This window comes from Enterobacter sp. BRE11 (assembly GCF_031844285.1).
Classification (GTDB): domain Bacteria; phylum Pseudomonadota; class Gammaproteobacteria; order Enterobacterales; family Enterobacteriaceae; genus Pantoea.
This window is the reverse complement of record NZ_JAUZUX010000008.1, coordinates 169,324-192,343: the sequence shown is the minus strand read 5'-3', so window position 1 is coordinate 192,343 and position 23,020 is coordinate 169,324. Positions and strand designations below refer to the sequence as shown.

Genomic DNA, 23,020 nt, shown 5'->3' with positions numbered 1-23,020 from the left:
AGCCCACCATACAGACTTGTTTTTATTATGCGATTCTTGCGCGAATGCGACTGTAATCTTTGAGATTAAAACGATATTCCGGCTGAAAGCTCGAGCGGCCATAATAGCAGTAGGTCAGCATGCGAACTGAGGCCAATGCCAGATAACCCCAGATGGCACACAGTACCGAGGGCGTCAGCCAGACGGTAAATAACGTCACGCCAAGGCCAAAAAGCACCGACAACGTTTCAGTAAAGGCGATGCGAGTAAATTGCCTTTCACGCTGTAGAACGGCGCGATAATGTTGCCCCTGCGGAATAATAATAAAAATAACAGAGACCATTTCCAGCATAATAGCCAGTTCGGGCTGCTGCAGGTAGTTACCGATAAGATCGCTACCGGTAAACAGCACGGCGAAAATAACTATGCTCAGCAGCATATTGCCCCAGTAAAGCATCGACTGATCGCGTACCGACAGCGTGCCGCTGCGGATCAGCGCGTTGGAAAAGCTGCGATCGGCCAGCGTATCGATGACCAGCAGCCCGATGATGGCGATCGCCAGCAGGTTAAGCTCGTTAGCCTGCAGTATTTGCGCCAGTAAAGAGAGCTGAAGTACCCCAATGCCGATGATTTTGATCGATGAGAGAATCGACCATTTTGCGCCGGTAAGGCTTCGTTCACGTATCGCCATAATATGCTCGTTAGGTACAGGTACCGAGTAAAATGTGACGTATGAAATAGCAGGCTATTTCATACTAATAATTAATGCCATTCGCCTGCGCGAAGTCCAGACGCAGTACGCCAGGCCTCACCTGTTATTATTGATTCAATGCGATGGATTTCTGAAACGTAAATAATGTCCCCATTATTATTATCCCGGGACAGGGCCGTCTTTTCTGTGGTTAACAGAAAAGTGGCCAGGTCCTGGGCAAATCCCTTTATATTTTTATATTCTCCAGCCAGCATCCTACTGGCAATCTCAACAAGTTCTTCTTCTGACAGCAGAGCCGTAGTTGAGCAGTCCATTTTTATTTCCTGGTGTTGTTATTATTAGTGTTGCTGTGTGTGTGGCTAATTTATACCTCGTTTTTTTTAATTTAACACCATAAGAAAATTCCGATAACGCCGCTGTAGAAATAAATGGATTCACTCTTTGCATGAAATTTTTTTTACTTCCGTTCTAAAGGTTTATTAATCGTTGTGCAGTAAAAAGGGGAAGTGGCAGGTATAAAAAATGCGCATGCACAGAGAATGCATGTATTTCAGGCGTTACAGCGAAACGGCAGCGTTAGCTACCCAGGAATTTTCCCGGATAGCGGGCTTTAATAAAACTGTTGGGAACAGCGAAGATGACTTATGAAAAAGGTGAAAACGCTTATGCGTTTTTACTGAACTTTTTTCACTTTTCTGAGCCGTAAGGCCCAGCCATGACTAAATATCGATGGCTTCTTCGCCGGTTTTACTGGGTGAGCAGAGCGTTAAGACGAGCAAGATCGCTTCTTACCCATTCAATATCCTGAGAAAATTTGCCGTCAGACATAAGCGGCTGGCGATAAACCACCATCACCACTTCCGCGCCCTGTTCGTTGGCGACCACGCGCATCGGCATATAAATCTCTTTACCAAAGCCGCTGTCAATCCAGTGATCCATTACGCCAAAGGGATTATGCGGGGTAAAGCGAAGCTTTACTGCACCGTCCGGCCCGCGCGCACGCCAGCAACTGCCTTCCTGCTCCAGCGTACTGCTGCTCAGTCCGGAGGCCCATTTGGCGAAGTATTCCGGTTTCCAGATAGTTTCATACAAATCTAACCAGTTACGCGCAATGGTCTGACTGACAACCTGGGACAACAACATGCTACCTCCGGAACCGGGTTAAAAAGGCATTAAAACATGTTGTATGCAGGGGGAGAATCCTCCACAACCAGAAGTGTGGTGTAGGCAGGGTTTCGTCCGGCAGGCCGGGCGGCCTGCCGGAACCGATCAAAGGAAACGTCCGCGCGCGTCAATCAGCTGGAGCTCTGCACGACCGTCGGCGTGACGCAGCACATAGCTGTCCGACTGCGCCATAACCGCACAGCTGTGATTCGGGTAGATACGCAGCAGGGCGCCGACGCGGGGCGCATTATCCTGCCAGGCGATAAAGCCATGCTCCTCCGATAGCTTACTCACCTCATAGCAGGTGCCGCTCTCATCGACAGCGACGCCGAAGCCGCTGGCAAGGGTGCCGTGCGGACCTTTATCCGAACTCAACATTTTAGAACCGGCATCGATAATGGCGAAGTGGCGGTTTACCGCAACCACGCGCGCGATCACGCTCAGCGCCAGCGCGTCAACGCGGCTCAGGCCAAGGCGGCAGGCGGTCAGATCGAGCAGGGCGTAGTTTCCCGGCCGGATCTCGTCGGTTCCATCAGCCACCGGCGCGGCGAGCGCCGTGGGCGTCGCACCGACGGAAACAGGGCAGTGGGCGAACCCCGCGGCGCGCAGCTGGCCTTGCACCTGCTGCATCAGCTGCGCTTCTTGCTGCGCGATCTCCGCAATGGCGTCACGGTTCCCCGCGCCGTAGGCGTGCCCGGCGTGGGAGATCAGACCGGCAAAACGCAGCCGCGCTGTCTGCACTGCCTGTGCCAGCTTTACCGCGTCGTCGCGATGCGGATCGACGCCAATTCGATGGAGCCCAACATCGACTTTAATCGCCACCCTAACATCGGCATCAGGCTGCTGGCGCAGCGCCTCAGCAATCGCGGCTACGCCAGGTTGCGCATCGACAATCAGGGTCACCTTCGCCTGATGCTGCGCTGCCAGCTTCAGCAGCGGCGCAATGCTGTCAGCGCGAATCACCGGGTAGGCCAGCAGAACATCGCGCTCGCCGCCGCGAATAAAGACTTCGCCTTCGCTCGGCTTAGAGACGGTGATGCCGCAGGCGCCCAGCGAACGCTGGCGGCGGGCGATATAGAGGCTTTTATGCGTTTTGATATGGGGGCGGAGCGCGACGCCTGCGCGGCTGGCTTTTTCCTGCATACTCCGCAGATTGGTTTCCAGCCTGTCGGCATCGATTTCAATATAGGGCGTCAGACGATCGTCAGGCAGAGGACGTTGCCAGCGTTGGTTCATATCCATACGAGGTTCCTGCACAAACAGAGAAAACCTCATCATTCAGCAATCTGCGGCGAGATACCAGCCGCAAAAAGCGAAAACCGCATCATGAAGGTTGTCATGATGCGGAACAGACTAAACGTAGAGCGAGGCTTCGCCTGGCGGACGGGTTTTGAAGCGGCGGTGCAGCCACAGATACTGCTCGGGCGCACGCAGAATCTGACTTTCGATCACCTTGTTCATATAGGCGGCGGCGGCAGCTTCATCGGTATGCGGGTAGTTTTCCAGCTCGGGATCGATAATCAGCTGATAGCCATAATTATCGGGATTGCGGATCAGCGAGATGGTCAGCATTGCCGGATTGGCCAGGCGCGACAGAACGAAGGTGCCGTTGGTGGTTGCGGCTTTCTCAACGGCGAACAGCGGGGCAAAGACGCTGCCTTTCGGGCCGTAATCCTGATCCGGCGCAAACCACACCGATTCGCCTTTTTTCAGCGCCTGCACCATGCCGCGCAGATCGCGCCGATCGATCATCGCTTTGTTAGAACGCATACGGCCTTTGGTCTGCGCCCACTCCATCGCCCGGTTATTGTGCGGGCGGTACATTGCCATCATCGGCTGGCACAAACCGCTGATGCGACCGCCCAGCTCCAGCGACATAAAGTGCACGCCGATAACCATTACGCCGCGCTTCTGCTCCATAGCGGAGCGCAGATGGTGCATGCCTGACACGTCGAACAGTTTTCTCACCGCGCGATCCGACCAGAACCATGCGATGCCGGTTTCCATCAGCGCCATGCCCAGCGAAGCGAAGTTGCCCGCGATCATGCGCTCTATGTCGTGTTCGGCAATGCCAGGAAAGCAGAGTTCGATATTGCGTCGCGTAATTCGTTCCCGACGCTTAAGGAAATGACGAGAAAGCGTGCCGGCGTTGGCGCCGAGACGCATCAGAACAGGATAAGGAAGCTGAACCAGCAGCCACAGGATGCCCAGACCTAACCAGGTTAACCAGTAACGCGGATGCAGCATTGAACGGCAGAAAGCTCCGGTCTTTTTCATAGCGCACCTTTATGTGATGAGTGTATGTATCGCATAAAGAAGCACTTCCCTAAGTTCCCCAGCGTTACAGCTTGTAGTCAATCGGACCGGCACATTAGCAAAAAGTGCCACGAAAGAAAGTGAAACCGCAGAATCATATGGAGATGAATGTTTCATTGAGGGAGTGATTATCGTAGGCAGAAATAATGCTCTTGGATAAATAACTAATATAAACAGAAGGTTATTATCTTCCCGGCGGAGTAGCCTATAGCAGGCGAGCTAACATTAAGAGTGGTCTGGAAATGAATGCTTATGTTTATTTACGCAGTGTTTACGCTAGGGGGGGAGAAAACAGCCAAAAGCTCGCCCGGAGGCGAGCCTTCCGTTCAGCAGGCGTCGACTGTTAAATCTGTTTATTGAGTAGGGCGCCCAGCGCCTTATTTTTTACTGGGTTTTCTGAAATACGTTTTCTCATTAGGTACACCCTTGTGTACACGGAAACCGTGAGTCCTTAACTAATGATGTATTTATTTACATCACAGACTTGTTGATGTTATCGTTTACATCAACAAGGAGATGTTTCTATGCCCGCTGTCGAGTTAATGAATCGGCGTATCCAGATAGCAGACAATGCTTTCGCCACTATCCGCATTTTACAGGTCGCCCCGGCAATACTGGGAAGCAAACACCAGTATAAATACAGCCTGGCTTACATCGTGGAAGGTGTCTGCGTGATGCGTTATAACAACGAGCGCGGCAAAGGAGACCATAAGCATATTGGCGATCGAGAATATCCGGTTTTGTTCACCAGCATTGAGAACCTGATAGCCAGCTTTCAGAACGATATTAGCCTGCTGAGGAGGTAACACCATGCGAGTATTAACAGTCAGAGTGATGGCCGCTGACGATGCTTTCCGGGCGGCAATGTTTGATGCGTCACGCGCCATGAGCGGGGATTTTATAGGCTCAGAGCTGGTATTTCCCACTGTAGAACAACTGGCAAAAACGATGCTTGCACCTAATCGCTGGCAAATCATTAAGGCGATGGAGGGCAAAGAAGCCATATCTATCCGGGAACTTTCGCGGCTGGTAGGTCGTGACTTTCGCGGCGTTTATAACGATGTCCAGTCATTACTCAATGGTGGCGTGCTGGATAAGCAGGGCGATAAAATCGTGCTGCCCTATGACCGGATTCACATCGAGTTCAACTCAGACGATGCGGTAGCATAAGCACTGAATCCGGTACCGGCCAGAAAAGGATTTATTCTGGCCGGTGATGCATACACAACGGAGATATTTTCGTTCAGTTGGTTCACTGCCCGCCAGCCCGTAATCCTCCGGCAGATGGCTGAGGACGTATACATTAAACTTCCGTCCCTGAATGCGTGGAGACTTGCGCTGATAGCCGCGCCCGCTGTTAGGGGGTATTAGCATCCCGGCGTTTTTCAGCACTTCGGCAAACTGTTTAGGGTTAAGGCCTGCGGCGATCTCTTTCCGGTAATCATGCGCTTTAGTACGACGTTATGATAGCTCCTGATAACAACAAAGCCCGTCATTATGCGGGCTTTGTTGGGTTTGTGCGTCCTGATGATACTTTCTAAATTCTTATTCGATATTCTGAATCTGCTCGCGCATCTGTTCAATTAATACCTTCAGCTCAATCGCCGATGCGGTCACGTCCGCATTGATCGATTTCGACCCCAGCGTGTTCGATTCGCGGTTGAACTCCTGCATCATAAAGTCGAGGCGGCGGCCAACGGCCTCTTTTTTGCCGAGGATGTTATAGGTCTCTTTAACATGCGCCTCCAGGCGATCCAGCTCTTCCGCAACGTCGATACGCTGCGCCATCATCACCAGCTCCTGCTCGAGACGATTGTTTTCCAGCTGCACTTCCGCCTCTTCCAGCTTCGCCACCAGGCGCTCGCGCTGCCATTTCAGGATCTCTGGCATCTGGGCGCGCACTTTCGCCACTTCCTGCTTCACGCCGTCGAGTCGCTGCTCAATCATGGCTTTCAGCGCTGCGCCTTCGCTTTCGCGCGCGACGATAAAGTCATCCAGCGCGCCGTCCAGCGCGCTCAGCAGCTGGGCGTTAATCGCATCAAGGTCTTGTTCCTGCGCGGACATCACGCCAGGCCAGCGCAGAATGTCCATCGGATTGATGGCGCCTTCGTCGCTCTGCATCTTCACCCAGTTGGCGGCCTGCACCAGTTGCTTCGCCAGGGTTTCATTCAGCATCAGTTCGCCCTGCGCGCCGGGATCGGCGTCGAAACGCAGGTTGCACTCGATTTTGCCGCGCGTCAGGCGCTGACGAATGCGTTCGCGGATAACCGGCTCCAGACTGCGAAACTGCTCCGGCAGACGGATATAGGTTTCAAGGTAACGCTGGTTAACGGAGCGAAGCTCCCAGGCGGCGCTGCCCCAGGTGCCTTTGGCTTCGCGGCGGGCGTAAGCGGTCATACTGCGGATCATAATCGGCTACTCTTTGTCAGAAATTATGCAGCAAGTATAGCGACACCCGCCGCGCGCTAACAGGCATAAGCGCAGGCGTGGGCGAATAAGGAAACATTTCCGCTTTTGTGGACAGACACTTATGATGGCTGCTAACCGTTTTGATAAGGATACCGTCGATGTTCCGCTCTGTTGCCCTTTCCGTGGCGCTGGCCGCGCTGCTGGCCGGTTGCCAGGCGCCGCGCCCGCTCCCGCCGCCGACCAAACCGATTGCCGTGTGCGCCGGCGGTGAAATGATGATGCAGACCACGCTCTGGTTCGGTCTCAGCAAACCGCAGGGCGGAATGGTGAGCCGCGACGACTGGCAGCAGTTTCTGGACAAAGAGGTGACGCCGCGCTTTAAAGCGGGACTCAGCGTCTACGACGCCAGCGGTCAGTGGCTGGAGCAAAGCGGCAAGCTGGCGCGCGAGCCGAGCAAGGCGCTAATGCTTATTCACGGCACGGAGAAGGGCGTCAACGATGATATCGAGGCGCTGCGCATGCTTTACAAGCAACGCTTTGGCCAGGAGTCAGTGATGCGCGTTGATGCGCCGGTGTGTGTAGGATTTTGAATAAAAACGGCGGCTGGAAGGCCGCCGTGCAGAGATTAGATAAACAGACCGGCGAAGGCTGCCGACAGCAGGCTCACCAGCGTAGAGCCGTAAACCAGCTTCCAGCCGAACCGGGAAACCACATTACCCTGCTGTTCGTTCAGTCCTTTGATCGCGCCGGCGACGATGCCGATCGAGGCGACGTTGGCGAACGACACCAGGAACACAGAGAGAATACCCAGCCCGCGCGGCGTCATGCCGGCCGCCACCTTCTGCAGCTCAATCATCGCCACAAACTCGTTCGCCACCAGTTTGGTCGCCATAATGCTGGCGGCCTGCAGCGCGTCGGCGGCGGGAATGCCGATCAGCCAGGCGAATGGATAGAAGAGATAGCCGAGGATCTGCTGGAAGCTGTAGCCAAACAGCGCGCTGAACAGCGCGTTGACCGCGGCAATCAGCGCGATAAAGCCGATCAGCATCGCCAGGATAATCATCGCGACCTTAAAGCCCGCCAGGATGTACTCGCCGAGCATCTCGAAAAAGCTTTGCTCTTCATGCAGCTTGTCGAGCGGGATCGCCACTTCATCCTGCGCTTTGCCGGGATTGATAATCGAGAGAATAATAAAGGTGCTGAACATATTGAGCAGCAGCGCGGCGACCACATATTTCGGCTCGATCATCGACATATAGGCGCCGACGATAGAGAGCGACACGGTGGACATCGCCGTGGCGGCCATGGTGTAAAGGCGTTTCGGCGGAATATCGGCCAGAATACCTTTATAGGCGATAAAGTTCTCCGACTGGCCGAGGACCAGCGTGCTGACGGCGTTGAACGACTCAAGTTTGCCCATGCCGTTAACTTTCGACAGCAGCGTGCCCACCAGCCGAATCAGCAGCGGCAGAATGCGCCAGTGCTGCAGAATGCCGATGAGCGCCGAGATAAACACGATAGGGCAGAGCACGCCAAGAAAAATAAAGGCCAGCCCTTGCTTGCTCATATTGCCAAACACGAAGTCGGTGCCCTGCGCGGCGAAGGTCAGCAGCTTTTCAAAAAAGCCGCTGAAGGCGCCGACCGCCGCCTGTCCGCTGGCGGCGTGCAGGAAAAACCAGCCCAGCGCGGCTTCCACCACGATCAGCTGCACGATATAACGCAGGCGTATCTGTTTGCGGTCATGACTGACCAGCAGCGCAAGGGCGAAAATCACCGCCAGCGCCAGCAGGAAATGCAGAATTGAGGTCATACTTTTATTTTCAGTGAGTGAGGAAGGCGCATTTAGCCACAGACCGCGCGGAAATTCATCCGCCAATGCGTCACCCCGTCAGCAAGACAGGCGGCGAGGAAGTCCGTATAATGCGCAGCCAATTCATTTCAGCCGGAGATTACCATGCGTCCAGCAGGCCGAAGCGCACAGCAGGTGCGTCCCGTCACCCTGACCCGAAACTACACCAAACATGCCGAGGGCTCAGTGCTGGTAGAGTTCGGTGAAACCAAAGTGCTCTGCACTGCTACCGTGGAAGAGAGTGTCCCGCGTTTCCTGAAAGGGCAGGGACAAGGCTGGGTAACCGCCGAATATGGCATGCTGCCGCGCTCCACCCATAGCCGTATGGCGCGTGAAGCGGCCAAAGGCAAACAGGGCGGACGGACGCTGGAAATCCAGCGCCTGATCGCGCGCTCTCTGCGCGCGGCGGTCGATCTTAAAGCGCTGGGCGAATTTACCATCACGCTGGACTGCGACGTGATTCAGGCTGACGGCGGCACCCGTACCGCGTCGATTACCGGCGCCTGCGTGGCGCTGGCCGATGCGCTGAACAAGCTGGTGGCCGACGGCAAGCTGAAAGCGAACCCGATGAAGGGCATGGTGGCGGCAATTTCTGTCGGTATCGTTGAAGGCGAAGCGCGCTGCGATCTGGAGTATGTAGAAGACTCCGCTGCCGAAACCGACATGAACGTGGTGATGCTGGAAGATGGCCGCATGATCGAAGTGCAGGGCACGGCGGAAGGCGAGCCGTTCAGCCATGAGGAGTTGCTCTCCCTGCTCGCGCTGGCGCGCGGCGGCATTGAGGAACTGATTCAGGCGCAGAAAGCAGCGCTGAACAACTGATTTACCAGGCGACCAGAGAGTCGCCTTTTTTTTGCGAGAGGAGTGAGAGATGAAAGCCTGGCAGCGTCAGTTTATTGAATTCGCCCTGAACAAGCAGGTGCTGAAGTTCGGCGAATTTACCCTGAAGTCTGGCCGTAAAAGCCCCTATTTTTTCAATGCCGGCCTGTTTAACAGCGGTCGCGATCTGGCGCTGCTGGGCCGTTTCTACGCGCAGGCGTTAGTGGACGGCGGCGTCGACTTCGATCTGCTGTTCGGGCCGGCCTATAAAGGCATTCCTATCGCCACGACCACCGCCGTGGCGCTGGCCGATCACCATGACCGCGACGTGCCTTACTGCTTCAACCGCAAAGAGGCAAAAGATCATGGCGAAGGCGGTCTGCTGGTAGGGAGCCCGCTGGCGGGCCGCGTTATGCTGGTGGATGACGTCATCACCGCCGGCACGGCGATACGCGAATCGATGGACATCATCAATGCGCATAACGCCACGCTGGCGGGCGTGCTGATTTCCCTGGATCGACAGGAGCGCGGACGCGGCGATATTTCAGCAATTCAGGAGGTGGAGCGCGACTATAAATGTCAGGTTACCGCCATCATTACCCTGAAGGAGCTGATTAGCTACCTGGAAGAGAAGCCGGAAATGGCGGATCATCTGGCGAAAGTGCGCGCCTACCAGAAAGAGTACGGCATCTGATGCCAATGGCTTCCTTTTCCCGCCAGGGAAAGGGAAGCCAGCCCGGCTGGCGTACGCGGGCTACACCAGCTGCGCGGCCAGCAGCGGCCAGCGAATATCAAAGTCGGCGGTCGGCCGAAAACGAAACTCCGAGCGCACGTAACGCGACAGGATGCCTTCGCAAAAGGCCAGCAGCTGGCTCGCCAGCAGCGCCTCGTCCGTCTCAAAGCCTTCGCCTTCACGCATTCTGCGTTCGCGCATCACCTGGCGCAGCTGCACTTCAATACGCTCAAACAGCTGATTGATGCGTCCCTGCAGGCGATCCTGCTCGAACATCAGCGCGTGGCCGGTCAAAATGCGGGTCAGCCCCGGATTACGCTCACCAAACCCCAGAATCAGCTGCACGATAAGACGCAGGCGCGCCATCGTCTCTTTTTCATCTTTCAGGATCAGATTGATGCGGGTAATCAGACTGTCTTCAATAAACTCAATCAGGCTGTCAAACATGCGCGTTTTGCTGGGAAAGTGGCGATAGAGCGCCGCTTCAGAAACGCCGACGCTGGCCGCCAGCTTGGCGGTGGTGATGCGCTGGCTACCGTCACTGGATTCCAGCATTTGCGCCAACGCATGCAAAATTTCTTCGCGACGGTTCCGTTTGGCGAGTTTTTTTTCTGCCATGACCTTAAAAACCCCTGAAATTCACCTTAAACAGGCACACCTTCCTGTCAGCCCCAGGCGCGAGGCCTAAGGCTGAGTGGAAATAAACAGATGGTTAAGCAAAAATGGGCGTTACTGACGGCCTGAATGACCGAAGCCGCCTTCCCCACGGGCGCTGGCGTCGAAATCTTCCACCAGGTTGAACTCAGCCTGAACCACCGGTACGAAGACCAGCTGCGCAAGACGATCCCCTGGCTGCAGCGTAAAGCTCTGCTGGCCGCGGTTCCAGACCGATACCATCAGCTGGCCCTGATAGTCAGAGTCGATCAGGCCTACCAGATTGCCCAGCACGATGCCGTGCTTATGTCCCAGGCCGGAGCGCGGCAGGATAACCGCCGCCAGGCTGGGATCGCCGATATGGATCGCCAGACCGGTCGGTACCAGCGTGGTCATACCGGGCGTGATTTCCAGCGCGCTCTCCAGGCAGGCACGTAAATCGAGCCCGGCGGAGCCAGAAGTTGCGTAGGTTGGCAGCGGAAACTCCGCGCCCACGCGCGCATCAAGAATCTTTACGTCGATTTTTTTCATCATAAAGGCGGACAATCTCGTCTAATAAATGTTGGCCAAGGAGCGTCTTATCGCTGAGCGGTAAGCGCTTTTCTCCCTCCTGCCAAAAAAGGTGAAGCGCATTGGTATCGCTGTTAAATCCCTGCCCGGCTTTCGCTACGTCGTTAGCGCAGATCAGGTCCAGATTTTTTCTTACCCGTTTTTGTCGTGCGTATTCTTCCACATTCTGGGTTTCTGCGGCAAATCCAACCACGTAGGGCCGGTTCTGCGGCATCGCGGCGACGCCCGCTACGATATCCGGATTTTTCACCAGCTGGAGCGTGACGGCATCATCTTCGCCGCCCTGCTTTTTCATCTTTTCCGCCGCGATGGTCGCGGCGCGATAGTCCGCTACCGCGGCGCTGGCGATAAAAATGTCTTGTTTCGCCGCGTCCGCCATGACGGCGGCCTCCATCTCCAGCGCGGAGGTCACGTCGATACGGCGAACCGCCGCCGGCGTTGGCAGGCTCACTGGACCACTCACCAGCGTCACGCTGGCACCGCGGCTGGCGGCGGCGGCGGCAATGGCGAAGCCCATCTTGCCGGAGCTGTGGTTGCTGATATAGCGCACCGGGTCGAGCGCCTCGCGCGTTGGACCGGCGGTGATCATAATGTTGAGATGTTGCAGATCGTTGACGGGCGACGCCCACTGCATGGCATGGTCGACAATCGCCAGCGGGTCGAGCATGCGGCCAGGGCCTACGTCGCCGCACGCCTGGCTGCCGCTGTCGGGTCCCCAAATCAGCAGGCCGCGCGCCGCAAGCTGCTGCAGGTTATGCTGCGTGACGGCGGCGCGATACATCTGCTGATTCATCGCCGGCACCACCGCCACGGGCGCGGCGGTGGCGAGACAGGCGGTGGTCACCAGATCGTTGGCCATGCCGGCATTCAGGCGGGCGATAAGGTCGGCCGACGCCGGCGCCAGCACTACTAAATCGGCCCATTTCGCCAGTTCGATATGGCCCATCGCCGCTTCAGCCGCGGGATCGAGCAGGTCTTCGAATACCGGATGGCCGGAAACGGCCTGCAGGCTGAGCGGCGTAATAAAGGCTTTGGCGGCGGGCGTCATCATCACGCGCACCTCGGCGCCGCGATCGCGCAGGCGGCGCACCAGCTCGGGCGCTTTGTATGCCGCGATGCCGCCGCTCACGCCAAGCAGAATTTTTTTTCCGGCTAATCCCATCATGCTGTAGGCCTCATTTCGCTGGATGCCGCGTCAGGCGCGGCCGGGTGGCAGGACTGTATCATAAAGCCGACCCCGCGCCTTTTCACCTCCTGCGTTTGCGAGCCGCCTCGTAAATCCGGCAGAGGTTACTGGTTAAGTATACAGTATTTGACCATGATGTCGTCAACGGCAGGAGGCATTTATGGACGATATAACACCACGGGAAAAATTGCGGTTGATGGGCGCAGAGGCGTTAAGCGACGTCGAGCTGCTGGCGATCTTTCTGCGCACCGGCACGGTCGGTGCGAATGTCATCACGCTGGCGCAGCAGATGCTGCAGCGGTTTGGCTCCCTTTACCACCTTATGACCGCGGCGCCGGCGGAGTTCGACGAGATAAAAGGCGTCGGTGCCGCCAAGCTGGCGCAGCTGCACGCCATCGCCGAACTGGCGCGGCGCTTTTTCGCCAGCCAGATGGCGCGGGAAGATGTGATGGCGAACCCGCAGGTCACGCGACACTATTTGCAGAGCGTACTGGCGCATCAGGAGCGGGAAATCTTTATGGCGCTGTTTCTTGATAACCAGCACCGCGTATTGCAGGCGCAGAAGATCTTTATGGGCTCTATTAGCAGCGTCGAGGTACATCCGCGCGAAATCGTGCGCGAGGCGCTGAAGCTTAACGCGGCGGCGCTTATTCTCGCGCACAATCACCCTTCCGGCATGGCGGAGCCGAGCCGCGCCGATCGCCATATTACGCATAAGGTCAGCGCGGCCTGCACCCTGCTGAATATACGCCTGCTCGATCATCTGGTGATCGGTCACGGCGAATATGTCTCTTTTGCGGAGCGTGGCTGGCTGTAAAAAGCCAGGGCCTGCAGGTGCAGATGGCGGGTTTTTGCACGATCTTCAGGGATCTTTATCTGTTCGGGACTTGAGCACTTGCGCTGAGCGGCGTATACTACGCCACCTTTGAGAATCTCGGGTTTGGCGTTTGGGCCAGCTTAGCGGGTTCACATGGAACTCGCCTGGCGGGCTATGAGCCTGACGAGGCGGCCAAGACCTAGTTTTTAAAGCTCGAGCTGATTTGATTTTTGGAGAATAGACATGTCACGAGTCTGCCAGGTAACTGGAAAGCGTCCGGTGACCGGTAACAACCGTTCCCACGCAATGAACGCGACGAAACGCCGTTTCCTTCCGAACCTGCACTCACACCGTTTTTGGGTTGAGAGCGAGAAGCGCTTCGTTACTCTTCGTGTATCTGCTAAAGGTATGCGTGTTATTGATAAAAAGGGCATCGATACGGTTCTGGCCGAAATCCGCGCCCGTGGTGAGAAGTACTAAGGAACTGAATCATGGCTAAAGGTATTCGTGAGAAGATCAAGCTGGTTTCCTCTGCTGGTACAGGTCACTTCTATACCACCACGAAGAACAAACGTACTAAACCTGAGAAGCTGGAACTGAAAAAGTTCGATCCGGTTGTACGTCAGCACGTGATCTACAAAGAAGCCAAAATTAAATAATTTTGGTGTTCTGTGAAAAACCCGGCTTCGGCCGGGTTTTTTGTTTTTGCCGCTTTATGAGGAGAGAACATGCCGGAATTACCCGAGGTTGAAACCAGCCGACGCGGCATAGAACCGCATCTGGTGGGCGAAAAAATTTTACATGCGGTGGTGCGCAATGGCCGCCTGCGCTGGCCGGTGTCGCAGGAGATCCATGCGCTCAGCGATCAGCCTGTGCTGAGCGTGCAGCGCCGCGCCAAATATCTGCTGCTGGAGCTGCCGCACGGCTGGATCATTATCCACCTCGGTATGTCCGGCAGCCTGCGCGTGCTGCCGGAAGAGCAGCCCGCCGCAAAGCACGATCATGTCGATTTAGTGATGAGCAATGGCAAAGTGCTGCGCTACACCGATCCGCGCCGCTTCGGCGCCTGGCTGTGGAGCACCGACCCCGAAGGGAGCAACGTGCTGGCGCACCTGGGGCCTGAGCCGCTCAGCGACGCCTTTAGCGGCAGCTATCTCTATGAGAAGTCGCGCGACAAGCGTACGGCGGTTAAACAGTGGCTGATGGATAATAAGGTGGTGGTCGGCGTCGGCAATATCTACGCCAGCGAATCGCTGTTCACGGCTGGGATCCTGCCCGATCGTCCGGCGATGAGCCTGAGCGATGAAGAGGCGCAGCGTCTGGCCGCGACCATCAAGGCGGTGCTGCTGCGCTCGATAGAGCAGGGCGGCACCACGCTGCGCGACTTTTTACAGAGCGACGGCAAGCCCGGCTATTTCGCTCAGGAGCTACAGGTTTACGGCCGCGCCGGCGAGCCCTGTCGCGCCTGCGGTACGCCGATCGTCAGCGGCAAGCATGGGCAGCGCAGCACCTTCTGGTGCCCCCACTGCCAGCGTTAATCAGGCCAGCTTCGCCAGCAACGCCTGCAGCACATGCGGCGGTAGAAAGGCGCTGACGTCGCCGCCGTGGCGCGCCACCTCTTTGACCAGCGAAGAGGAGACGAAAGAGAAGCCCTCGGTCGGCATCAGAAACACGCTCTCCAGCGTCGGCAGCAGATGGCGGTTCATATGGGCGAGCTGCATCTCATACTCGAAGTCGGAAACCGCGCGCAGGCCGCGCACCAGGACGTTGGCCTGCTGCGCCCGGGCGAAGTTCGCCATCAGATCGCTAAATCCCGCCACCTCGACGTTCGGCAGATGCGCCACCATGTTTCGCGCCAGCTCGACGCGCTCGTCCAGGCTAAACATCGGCTTCTTGCTCGGGCTGGCGGCGACCGCCAGCACCACCCGATCGAACATCTGCGCGGCGCGCGTCACGATATCGAGATGGCCAAGCGTAACGGGATCGAAAGTGCCGGGATAAATCGCTTTAGTGCTCATAGACGGCCTTTTTCTGCGGCATGATTCAGCGCCCACAGCGCGGAATATTTGTTGAAGGTGTACTGGGCGTTAACCACGGCCAGAATCCAGCCCTGTTTGCCGTCGAGAAAGCCTGCGCGCAGCAAAAGCGTTTTCAGAAAGGCGCCCAGCGTATGGGAAAAGATCGAGAAGAGGCCGCAGCGCTTGCCGCGCTGATGGCGCTCCTGCGCCCAGGCGGCGGCGTAGGCCAGCTGCTTCTGCTGGAAAACGATCAGGTCACGGCAGGTGAGATGTTGCAGGTCGCCCTGCAGCCGCACCACCGGGGCGCCCTGCGTCTCCAGCGATTCGTGTACCAGATTGTCGTTATAGCTCAGCGCGCGCGGATAGAGGCGCATAACGCGATCCGGGTACCAACCGCTGTGGCGCATAAAGCGGCCGAGAAAGAGGTTGCTGCGGTTCAGGCTGTAGACGGTGCTGGAAGGCGGCTGCGTCAGTACCGCTTCAATGCTGGCGCGCAGCGTCGGCGTCACGCGCTCGTCGGCATCGATCATCAGAATCATCTCGCCGGTAGCGTAGCGCTGCGCGCGCTGGCGCTGTTTGCCGAATCCGGCCCACGCCTCGGCGCGATAGACTTTAGCGCCAGCCTGGCGCGCAATCTCGGCGGTCTCGTCGCTGCTGCCAGCGTCCAGCAGGATAATCTCGTCCGCCCAGCTGACGGAGGCGAGACAGTCGGGCAGCAGCGCCGCTTCGTTTTTGGCGATCATCACCACGGAAAGGCGTTGGCGAGCGCTCATCAGTGGGCCCGCGGCGGTAAATGGGGTTCAAGCAGCTGCAGCAAACGCTGCAGCGCGCCCTGATTCTGGTGCAGCACCTCGACCGCGTGACGGCCGTAATACAGACGGTAATCTTCATCCTGCAACAGATTGGTCACCTCTTTCTCCAGCGATATTATGTCGGTGACGGTAATCAGCCCCTGCGCCTGTTGCAGCCTGGCGCAGATATCCTTGAAGTTCCAGATATGGGGACCCATCAGCACTGGAAGGGCATGGGCGGCCGGCTCGAGGGGATTGTGTCCGCCGCGCTCGACCAGGCTGCCGCCAACGAAAGCGAGGTCGGCGATGCCGTAAAGCAGCATCAGCTCACCCATGGTGTCGCCAATTACCACCTGAGTCGAACCGGAAGGAATTTCGCCGCTGCTGCGCAGGATAAAGCTGAAGTTGCGTTTCTGCGTCAGGTTGCGCGCATCGGTAAAGCGCTCTGGATGGCGCGGCACCAGAATCAACAGCAGATCGGGAAAGGTTTGCAGCAGGCGGCGATGGACGTCCAGCACGATCGCCTCTTCGCCTTCGTGGGTGCTGGTGGCGATCCAGACCGGACGGCGCGGCGCCCACTGACGACGCAGCGTTATCGCTCTGGCGGCCAGTTCAGGCGTGACGGAAATGTCGAATTTCAGGCTGCCGGTCACCGCCAGCTGCGAGCGTTTCAGCCCCAGCGCAAGGAAGCGGTCGGCATCTTCCGTATTTTGCGCGGCAATCAGGGTAATGCGCTGCAGCAGGTCGCGCATAAAGCCGCCCAGCTTGCGATAGCCTTTCGCAGAACGCTCCGACAGGCGCGCGTTGGCGATGACCAGCGGGATCTGCCGCTGATGCAGGATGCGGATAATATTGGGCCACAGCTCGGTTTCCATGATGATCACCAGCCGCGGATTGACCGTATCGAGGAAGCGGTTGATGGCGCCAGGCAGATCGTAAGGCAGATAAACGTGATGTACATCTTTACCAAACGCCGACTGCGCGCGCTCCGAGCCGGTCGGCGTCATAGTGGTCACGGTGATCGGCAGGGTCGGATAACGATGACGCAGCGCGCGCACCAGCGGAACGGCTGCCAAAGTTTCGCCGACGGAGACCGAGTGCAGCACGATGCCATCCGGCTCCACTTTTCCCGTGCAGTAGCCGTAGCGCTCAGCCCAGCGTTTACGGTACGCCGGCGCTTTACGACCGCGCAGCCAAAGGCGCAGCCAGATGAGCGGCTGGATGAGGTAGAGCAGAACGGTATAGAGGGTTGTCATAGTTATCGTTTCGACAGCCTGGCAGAAAAAATTTCACATAAATCAATCTATGTTACCAGAAAGCCTAAATACGCTCACCACTTTGTCAGCGACGCAGCAGGACCTGCTGATAAAGCGAAGTCAGCGACTGCGCCAGACGCTGAGGCCCGTAAGGCTCGATTCTGCGCCTTGCAGCTTCGCCGAAACGCGAATCAACCGAAAGCGCCGGTATCGCCATAATTGCCTGGTTCAACGCCTTGATATCTAACGCATCGCAAACGAAGCCTTCCTGACCAGCGGTAATAAATTCCGCGCCGCCGCAGCCGGTGCTGGTGATTACCGGCAGGCCGCAGGCCATCGCCTCCAGCACGACATTCGGAAAGGGATCGTAAAGCGTCGGCAGCAGCAGGCCGTCGGCGGCGTGGTAAAAGGGCTGCACATCCTGCTGCACGCCGACAAACCGCAGCCTGTCGAGGCAGTTGAGCTGACTGGCGAGCTGCTGATAGCGCGACAGCTGCTTGTCCTGGCCGACCACAATCAGATAGCGGTCGCTGTTCGCCAGCGCCTCGATCGCCGCCTTTAACCCTTTACGCTCGAAGCCGGATCCGACGTAGATGAGCACCGTAGCCTTCTCCGGCAGCTGCAGCTGCTGGCGCGTCGCACGGCGGCTCGCCTCGCTGGCGGGCTGAAAGCGCTGAGCGTCGATGGCGTTATGAATGACGTGAATTTTCTCCGCGCTCAGCGAAAAGCAGCGCAGAATGTCGCGCTTCACCATCTCCGAGTTGCAGATGACCGCCTTCAGGGATGCATCGTTGAACATCTCCGCTTCCGCCTGCAGCACGTAGCGATGATAGGGGCTCAGGGCGGCGCTTATGCGCTGCCACGGCGAGACGATGCGCGCTCGCTGCTCCAGCCAGACGCGGTGCACGCCGTCGCCAGCGCGAAAAATATCGCAGCCTGCGATGCGTTCGTGGCTCTGAACAATATCGAACCGCTCTTTTTCCCAGCAGGCGCGCGCCGCACGCGCAAAGCCGCGCTCGCGTGAAATCCGTCCCAGCTTCGGCGGATTGCAGATGTGCAGATGCCAGTCGGGATTCGGCGTGCCCTGCCAGCTGCGCGTGATGATATTGAGATCGAGCTGCTCGCTGCCGAGCGCCTCCAGCGCGCGCGAGATAAAGCGTTCGGCGCCGCCGTCGGGGCGATACTTCTGTCGGACGATCGCCAGGCGTAATTTAGTCATGCAGAAAATCCCTTGCGGCTTCGACCACATCGTTAACAGGAATGGCGCTGAGATAGCGCTCGCGGGTGTTGGTATCGATGTCATCGGGATTGGGCAGCGGGCCGTAATCGCCTGCCCAGATAACGCGATTATGGTCGCCCCATGGTCGCCAGAACTGCAGTTTGGTTGGCCCAAACAGCGCAATGCAGGGCGTGTCGAGCGCGGCGGCCATATGCATCGGCGCGGAGTCGACGCCGATAAAGAGCTGGGCGCGATCGATCAGCGCCGCCAGCTGCGGCAGCGTGAGCTGTCCCGCCAGCGTCACCAGATGCGGCGTCGTGCAGAGCGCCTGAATGCGCGCGATCATCGCCATCTCATGCTGGTCGGGCGCGGCGGTCAGCACCACTTTACGGTTCGCCTGCGCCAGCTGGTCGATGGTCGCGGCGACCTTCTCCTCCTCCCAGCACTTAAAGTTCCAGCGCGAGGTGGGCTGAAAGACGATAAACGCCGCGTCGACGCCCTGCTCAGCCAGCAGCGCATCGACTTTTTGTCCGTCGACGGCGCTGTAGTGCATAGAGGCGCGCGCGCCCTGCGGCGAGATGCCGAGCGGCGTCAGCGCCGTCATATTCTGCTCGACCGTATGCAGCTGATTATGGTTGCGGGTCGGTACCAGACAGTTGTGGCAGCGCCGCCAGAAGGCGTTGTTGCGCTTATTGAATGCGAAGCCGATACGCAGCGGCGCGCCGCTCATCAGGGTAATCAGCGCGCTGCGCCACTGGTCGGCGAGATTGATAACGATATCGTAATGGCTGGCGCGTACGGCGGCGAGCAGGTCGCGCTCGTGGCACAGTTTGCGCCAGCTTCCTTCCTGCTTCCACTTGCGGTCGATAACGTGCAGCTGGCGAATCGCCGGATGCGCCTCCAGCATCGGCCGCGTCTCTTTGTAGAGCAGCACATCGATATTGGCCTGCGGATAGCGCTGGCGCAGCGCGTTGATAACCGGCGTGGTAAGCAGCATATCGCCGTGGTGGCGCAGCTTGATTAGCAAAATATTGTGTGGGGTAACGTCTGCGTGAGTCGGGTTTGCCATACACAAATGCTCTTAATTTTCAGTGAGGCGATTGTAGGGCAAACCCTTCGGAGGGGAAACCTGCGGCGGCGGTTATTTGTCTCGCCAGCGCCAGAGGCGACTCAGCCACAGCAGCAGCTGATACCACTGTTTAACGCCGCGTGCGTTGCGCAGCATACGCAGATGCGTCTTGCTGGCAAAAATATCCTGGATAATCGCCTGTTTCGCGGCCGGGTCGGGTTCGCGGCGCACGCAGTGGCAGACGCTCAGCGCTTCGTGCGTGATCTGCGCATGAAAAGCCGGGTAGATCGTCACGCTCTTTTTGTAGCGCGCGTTAATCTCCTCCAGCATGCGGGCGATCTTCAGGTAGTGGCGCTGATACTCCACGTTGCGCTGGCCGGTACGCTTGCGGTTGCTGATCGAGGCGTCGTGCAGGTAGTAGCGATAGAACACCTGTTCGGTATAGCGTACGCGCCGCGCGTTGAACATAAATTCGGTGGTCCAGGGAATATCCTGATGATGCAAGCCTGGCTCAAACCAGAGCTGCTTCTGCTCGATCAGCGACCGGCGGTAGATGCCCAGCCAGACCACATGCAGGTAACGCCGGGTTTTCAGCGCGGTATTCAGCCAGGCGGCGCCGCCCAGCACCGGCGTACTGCGCAGGCGTTCCAGCGGGATCATCGGTTTGGTGCGCTGGTCGCGCTGGAAAAACCATTCGGCGTTGCACTGCGCCGCGTCGAGATCGTCCTGTTCCGCCATCTCTACCAGCGTTTGATACATCTCGGGCCGCATGGTGTCATCTGAATCGGGAAAGGTGACGTACTTGCCGCGCGCGACGCGCAGTCCGGCATTACGCGCGCGCGATACGCCGCCGTTTTCCTGATGAATAACCCTGATATGGGCATGCTGCGCGGCATACGCCTCGGCGCGCGCGCCGGAATCATCGGTGGAGCCGTCGTCGACGATAATGATTTCCAGCGAGGTCAGCGTCTGCGCCAGCAGCGACTGCATAAAGGCATCGAACATCTCACCCGCGTTGTACATGGGAGAGATGATGCTGAGCAAAGGGGAAGAATCGGGCTGTCCTGTCATATTGTTCGTTGGTTTTTCCGTCGCGCCAGCTGCTTGTCCAGTCTGGCAGAAATAAAATCGTGGATATCGTTAAGCTTGCGGGCGTCCAGCTTATAGAGCTGCTCAGCCGGATGATGAAACTGATAGAGCGCCTCAAAGACAAACGAGGAGGGGGCTATGTGGTCCGGGCCTATCAACAGCACGTCGCCAAGAGGGCGTTGCTCCTCAACGCTGCACGGCCCGTATATCAGGATCACCGGCACCTGCTGCGCGTCCGCGATATAGATATTCCCGGAGTCTGAGGCAACGTAAAAGTCCATTTCGCTAATAGCGGCCGGCAGGCTCTCCAGCGGAAGTTTACCGATGAGACTAACAATATTCTCTCGCTCGCCGGTTACCTTGAAGAGCTCCTGCATGCGAGTCTGCTCATTAGGGGCGCCGAAGGCGTAAAAAGTGCAGGGTAAATCGTCCAGGCTATCAAACAGCGTTTTCCAGATGACGGGAGGAATGGTTTTAGCCTGGTTGCCAGCGGTGATGCTAAAGCCGATTTTAACACCCTGACTCAAATAAATTTCTTCCGGCAGCCTCTCTGGTTGCCAGAGCGGGCGGGTAGCGTGAGTAGGGTAGCTCTCTTTAGTAAAAGAGCGGTCGGCCAGTTTTAAATAATTCTCTACCGTTAGCGTGTTTTTTGCATGGCTGACCACGCCGCTGGCGGTCAGGTAAAAAATGCCCTGATAGGCTTTGCGCTTGTAGGTGGTTAAAAATTGCTTATTGCTGGCGTTGCAGCAGGCGGCGATAAATAAATTCAGGTTATTGGGATGCAGCAGGTAGATATTGTCGTAACGATTGAGCAACTGCCATATCAGCCTGAACTTCTTTATCAGGCTGCTTTTGTGATCTTCGATATACCAGAGAGTCTCCAGCGTATCGTCGCGTTCCGCCAACGGCGCAACGCTGCGGCTTAATAGCGCATCGCTTTTTTGCAGATGGGCAAGCAGCGGCGTGATATTTACGAAATCGCCGATTTTTGCTGTCTGAATCACCAGATTTTTACCCGTGCGAGGATGCAGCAGCTTCATCACCCACTTGACCGGCAGAAACAGCAGAAAAAGTATTACGTAATTCAAAATATTTTCCCTTTATCCGGTCACGCCGAAAGGGAGACCTTTTTAGCTCGTAAGCTGCGGAGCGGCAGATAATTCCGTGTGCGGCCGCTGCGCAAGCTGTAGATACTGCTCGCAAATAACGGAGAGACTATAAATGCTTAGGTCGAGATGATGCAACTCGGGCGGGTAATGATAAATTTCACGCATTTTCTCCGCCAGGGAGGCGGCGTTCATCTCAGCAAGTCCACGCGCCAAATCGTGCGTCAGAATCGTTGCCGGTCCGCCCGGGCAGCGCGTGCTGACCACCGGCGTCTGACAGATCAACGCTTCGACCAGTACGTTGCCGAATCCTTCGCTATCGGAACTGACGACCAGCAGCCGGGCATGGCGTATCCAGGGATAGGGATTGGCCTGAAATCCCTGGAATATCACCCGCTCTGCAATACCCAGGCTATCCGCCAGGCGGCGCAGCTGCGCCACACGTTCAGGGCTGCCCTGGCCAAGCAGCACCAGCGGAACCTGAATACCGCTTTGTGCATAGGCTTCAAGCAGCCTGTCGTGGCGTTTGGTTTCGTGAAAGCGACCCACATGAAGAATGAAATCAGTGCCAGCCAGTGGGCAGGGTTCCGCCGCCAGCTCTGTGATCTGGTCGAAATCGAATGGATTGGCGATTACCTGGGTACGGCTCGGTCGCACGCCGACATTTTCAACTAAATCTTCAAGTACGTAAGGCGAGACGGCAATCAGCTGGCGGTTTTGATAGACGTGGCGGATTTTTAAGCGTTTTAGCCATAGCGAAAACCCCGACTTACGTGACAAATAAGAGGCTGAAAAGACGCCGTGCAGGCAATACCAGGTTTTGCGAGGATTCAGCACGCGCGAGTGCTTAACGATACGATCGGTTTTATGGAGGTGCGAAAGTACCAGGCCGAACGCGCCTTCGGCTTTTTGCGCCCGGTTAACGGCCTCATCGAGCAGGCGTGCGCGACGATGCGTTTCGGTGAGTTTACGCCAGGGTAGCTTACAGCTATCTTTAATCACCCTGTAATCGACACCTTCAGGAATTGGGTAGTCGCAAACGCTACGCAAAGAGAAGAGCGAGACGCGATGTCCCAACGCCACCAGCCCTTCCGCCAGCGTCAGCACGACTTTTTCAGCGCCTCCGCCAGGCAAGCCATCAATGATCATCAGAATGCGCTTTGACAAAATACCTACCTCAATATGCCAGCCTGTATTAAGTAAAACCCAAGGCTGTCTCGACCTGGCAGCAAAAGTGTGTGAACACCAGCCTCTTTAGTGGCTC

Annotated in this window: 27 protein-coding genes; 9 read left to right on the top strand and 18 right to left on the bottom strand. The window is 57.1% G+C overall.

The features are described 5' to 3' along the window. Positions 1-25: 25 nt before the first annotated feature. The 5 genes from Q9R34_RS10610 to lpxP all read right to left on the bottom strand — a co-directional run bounded on the left by Q9R34_RS10610 (position 26) and on the right by lpxP (position 4,132). Complete coding sequence (locus Q9R34_RS10610) at positions 26-670, bottom strand: oligosaccharide flippase family protein (protein WP_485893526.1); 645 nt, start codon at positions 668-670, stop codon at positions 26-28. Between the two features lie 71 nt (positions 671-741). After that, positions 742-1,005 carry a hypothetical protein gene (locus tag Q9R34_RS10605; RefSeq protein ID WP_434126467.1) on the bottom strand — a complete coding sequence of 88 codons (264 nt, stop codon included), beginning with the start codon at positions 1,003-1,005 and terminating at the stop codon, positions 742-744. Positions 1,006-1,438: 433 nt separating this feature from the next. Beyond that, positions 1,439-1,834, bottom strand: a complete 396-nt coding sequence (locus Q9R34_RS10600) for a polyketide cyclase (RefSeq protein WP_485893524.1) — start codon at positions 1,832-1,834, stop codon at positions 1,439-1,441. A 126-nt stretch (positions 1,835-1,960) separates the two neighbouring features. After that, complete coding sequence (locus tag Q9R34_RS10595) at positions 1,961-3,097, bottom strand: alanine racemase (protein WP_485893522.1); 1,137 nt, start codon at positions 3,095-3,097, stop codon at positions 1,961-1,963. A 111-nt stretch (positions 3,098-3,208) separates the two neighbouring features. Beyond that, positions 3,209-4,132 (bottom strand): kdo(2)-lipid IV(A) palmitoleoyltransferase, encoded by a 924-nt coding sequence (gene lpxP, locus Q9R34_RS10590; protein ID WP_434126464.1) that lies wholly within the window; start codon positions 4,130-4,132, stop codon positions 3,209-3,211. A gap of 563 nt (positions 4,133-4,695) precedes the next feature. Here lpxP and Q9R34_RS10585 point away from each other — a divergent pair. Both Q9R34_RS10585 and Q9R34_RS10580 read left to right on the top strand, forming a co-directional pair. Then, positions 4,696-4,977, top strand: coding sequence for a toxin-antitoxin system TumE family protein (locus tag Q9R34_RS10585; protein WP_485893520.1), 282 nt, complete (start codon positions 4,696-4,698; stop codon positions 4,975-4,977). 4 nt (positions 4,978-4,981) lie between these two features. Beyond that, positions 4,982-5,341 carry an HVO_A0114 family putative DNA-binding protein gene (locus Q9R34_RS10580; RefSeq protein WP_485893518.1) on the top strand — a complete coding sequence of 120 codons (360 nt, stop codon included), beginning with the start codon at positions 4,982-4,984 and terminating at the stop codon, positions 5,339-5,341. A 375-nt stretch (positions 5,342-5,716) separates the two neighbouring features. Here the strand turns inward: Q9R34_RS10580 and Q9R34_RS10575 are convergent, their stop codons facing one another. Then, positions 5,717-6,580 (bottom strand): YicC/YloC family endoribonuclease, encoded by an 864-nt coding sequence (locus Q9R34_RS10575; RefSeq protein WP_434126461.1) that lies wholly within the window; start codon positions 6,578-6,580, stop codon positions 5,717-5,719. A gap of 158 nt (positions 6,581-6,738) precedes the next feature. Here Q9R34_RS10575 and Q9R34_RS10570 point away from each other — a divergent pair, with 158 nt between their 5' ends. Then, positions 6,739-7,170: a DUF3574 domain-containing protein gene (locus tag Q9R34_RS10570; RefSeq protein WP_485893516.1), complete on the top strand. Its 432-nt coding sequence runs from the start codon at positions 6,739-6,741 to the stop codon at positions 7,168-7,170. A gap of 35 nt (positions 7,171-7,205) precedes the next feature. Here Q9R34_RS10570 and Q9R34_RS10565 read toward each other — a convergent pair whose 3' ends face one another. Then, complete coding sequence (locus tag Q9R34_RS10565; RefSeq protein ID WP_434126458.1) at positions 7,206-8,390, bottom strand: NupC/NupG family nucleoside CNT transporter; 1,185 nt, start codon at positions 8,388-8,390, stop codon at positions 7,206-7,208. Positions 8,391-8,534: 144 nt separating this feature from the next. Here Q9R34_RS10565 and rph point away from each other — a divergent pair, with 144 nt between their 5' ends. Both rph and pyrE read left to right on the top strand, forming a co-directional pair. Further along, entirely contained in the window at positions 8,535-9,251 is a 717-nt protein-coding gene (gene rph, locus Q9R34_RS10560; RefSeq protein WP_033754298.1) for a ribonuclease PH, read from the top strand. A gap of 49 nt (positions 9,252-9,300) precedes the next feature. Then, positions 9,301-9,942: an orotate phosphoribosyltransferase gene (pyrE, locus tag Q9R34_RS10555; RefSeq protein ID WP_434126457.1), complete on the top strand. Its 642-nt coding sequence runs from the start codon at positions 9,301-9,303 to the stop codon at positions 9,940-9,942. A gap of 60 nt (positions 9,943-10,002) precedes the next feature. On the opposite strand, the gene slmA is transcribed toward pyrE, so the two are convergent. From slmA to coaBC, 3 genes are all read right to left on the bottom strand, one after another. After that, positions 10,003-10,599 (bottom strand): nucleoid occlusion factor SlmA, encoded by a 597-nt coding sequence (slmA, locus tag Q9R34_RS10550; RefSeq protein ID WP_485893513.1) that lies wholly within the window; start codon positions 10,597-10,599, stop codon positions 10,003-10,005. Positions 10,600-10,710: 111 nt separating this feature from the next. Further along, complete coding sequence (gene dut / locus Q9R34_RS10545; protein ID WP_434126454.1) at positions 10,711-11,169, bottom strand: dUTP diphosphatase; 459 nt, start codon at positions 11,167-11,169, stop codon at positions 10,711-10,713. Then, positions 11,138-12,367, bottom strand: coding sequence for a bifunctional phosphopantothenoylcysteine decarboxylase/phosphopantothenate--cysteine ligase CoaBC (gene coaBC / locus Q9R34_RS10540; protein WP_434126509.1), 1,230 nt, complete (start codon positions 12,365-12,367; stop codon positions 11,138-11,140). Before coaBC ends, dut begins: the two co-directional genes overlap by 32 nt. A gap of 184 nt (positions 12,368-12,551) precedes the next feature. Here coaBC and radC point away from each other — a divergent pair, with 184 nt between their 5' ends. The 4 genes from radC to mutM all read left to right on the top strand — a co-directional run bounded on the left by radC (position 12,552) and on the right by mutM (position 14,746). Then, the gene (radC, locus tag Q9R34_RS10535; RefSeq protein WP_434126453.1) at positions 12,552-13,208 is read left to right on the top strand and encodes a RadC family protein; all 657 of its coding nucleotides are present in this window, start codon (positions 12,552-12,554) and stop codon (positions 13,206-13,208) included. 243 nt (positions 13,209-13,451) lie between these two features. After that, the gene (gene rpmB, locus Q9R34_RS10530; protein ID WP_010616494.1) at positions 13,452-13,688 is read left to right on the top strand and encodes a 50S ribosomal protein L28; all 237 of its coding nucleotides are present in this window, start codon (positions 13,452-13,454) and stop codon (positions 13,686-13,688) included. Positions 13,689-13,699: 11 nt separating this feature from the next. Further along, complete coding sequence (rpmG, locus tag Q9R34_RS10525) at positions 13,700-13,867, top strand: 50S ribosomal protein L33 (RefSeq protein WP_001051798.1); 168 nt, start codon at positions 13,700-13,702, stop codon at positions 13,865-13,867. Between the two features lie 69 nt (positions 13,868-13,936). After that, on the top strand, positions 13,937-14,746 hold the full coding sequence (gene mutM, locus Q9R34_RS10520) for a bifunctional DNA-formamidopyrimidine glycosylase/DNA-(apurinic or apyrimidinic site) lyase (protein ID WP_485893496.1): 810 nt from the start codon (positions 13,937-13,939) through the stop codon (positions 14,744-14,746). Here mutM and coaD read toward each other — a convergent pair whose 3' ends face one another. The 8 genes from coaD to Q9R34_RS10480 form a co-directional block, all read right to left on the bottom strand. After that, complete coding sequence (gene coaD / locus Q9R34_RS10515) at positions 14,747-15,226, bottom strand: pantetheine-phosphate adenylyltransferase (RefSeq protein WP_485893494.1); 480 nt, start codon at positions 15,224-15,226, stop codon at positions 14,747-14,749. Next, the gene (locus Q9R34_RS10510; protein ID WP_485893492.1) at positions 15,223-15,999 is read right to left on the bottom strand and encodes a glycosyltransferase family 2 protein; all 777 of its coding nucleotides are present in this window, start codon (positions 15,997-15,999) and stop codon (positions 15,223-15,225) included. Before Q9R34_RS10510 ends, coaD begins: the two co-directional genes overlap by 4 nt. After that, entirely contained in the window at positions 15,999-17,273 is a 1,275-nt protein-coding gene (gene waaA, locus Q9R34_RS10505) for a lipid IV(A) 3-deoxy-D-manno-octulosonic acid transferase (RefSeq protein ID WP_485893490.1), read from the bottom strand. Before waaA ends, Q9R34_RS10510 begins: the two co-directional genes overlap by 1 nt. Positions 17,274-17,358: 85 nt before the next feature. After that, a complete protein-coding gene (locus Q9R34_RS10500; RefSeq protein ID WP_485893488.1) occupies positions 17,359-18,492 on the bottom strand; it encodes a glycosyltransferase family 4 protein in 1,134 nt (377 codons plus the stop codon). Then, positions 18,485-19,561 (bottom strand): putative lipopolysaccharide heptosyltransferase III, encoded by a 1,077-nt coding sequence (gene rfaQ / locus Q9R34_RS10495; RefSeq protein ID WP_485893486.1) that lies wholly within the window; start codon positions 19,559-19,561, stop codon positions 18,485-18,487. The genes Q9R34_RS10500 and rfaQ overlap by 8 nt, the downstream gene beginning before the upstream one ends. A gap of 72 nt (positions 19,562-19,633) precedes the next feature. Then, entirely contained in the window at positions 19,634-20,632 is a 999-nt protein-coding gene (locus Q9R34_RS10490; protein WP_485893484.1) for a glycosyltransferase, read from the bottom strand. After that, positions 20,629-21,738 carry a glycosyltransferase family 9 protein gene (locus Q9R34_RS10485; protein ID WP_485893482.1) on the bottom strand — a complete coding sequence of 370 codons (1,110 nt, stop codon included), beginning with the start codon at positions 21,736-21,738 and terminating at the stop codon, positions 20,629-20,631. Before Q9R34_RS10485 ends, Q9R34_RS10490 begins: the two co-directional genes overlap by 4 nt. A 42-nt stretch (positions 21,739-21,780) precedes the next feature. Next, complete coding sequence (locus Q9R34_RS10480) at positions 21,781-22,905, bottom strand: glycosyltransferase (protein WP_485893557.1); 1,125 nt, start codon at positions 22,903-22,905, stop codon at positions 21,781-21,783. Between the last annotated feature and the right edge of the window lie 115 nt (positions 22,906-23,020).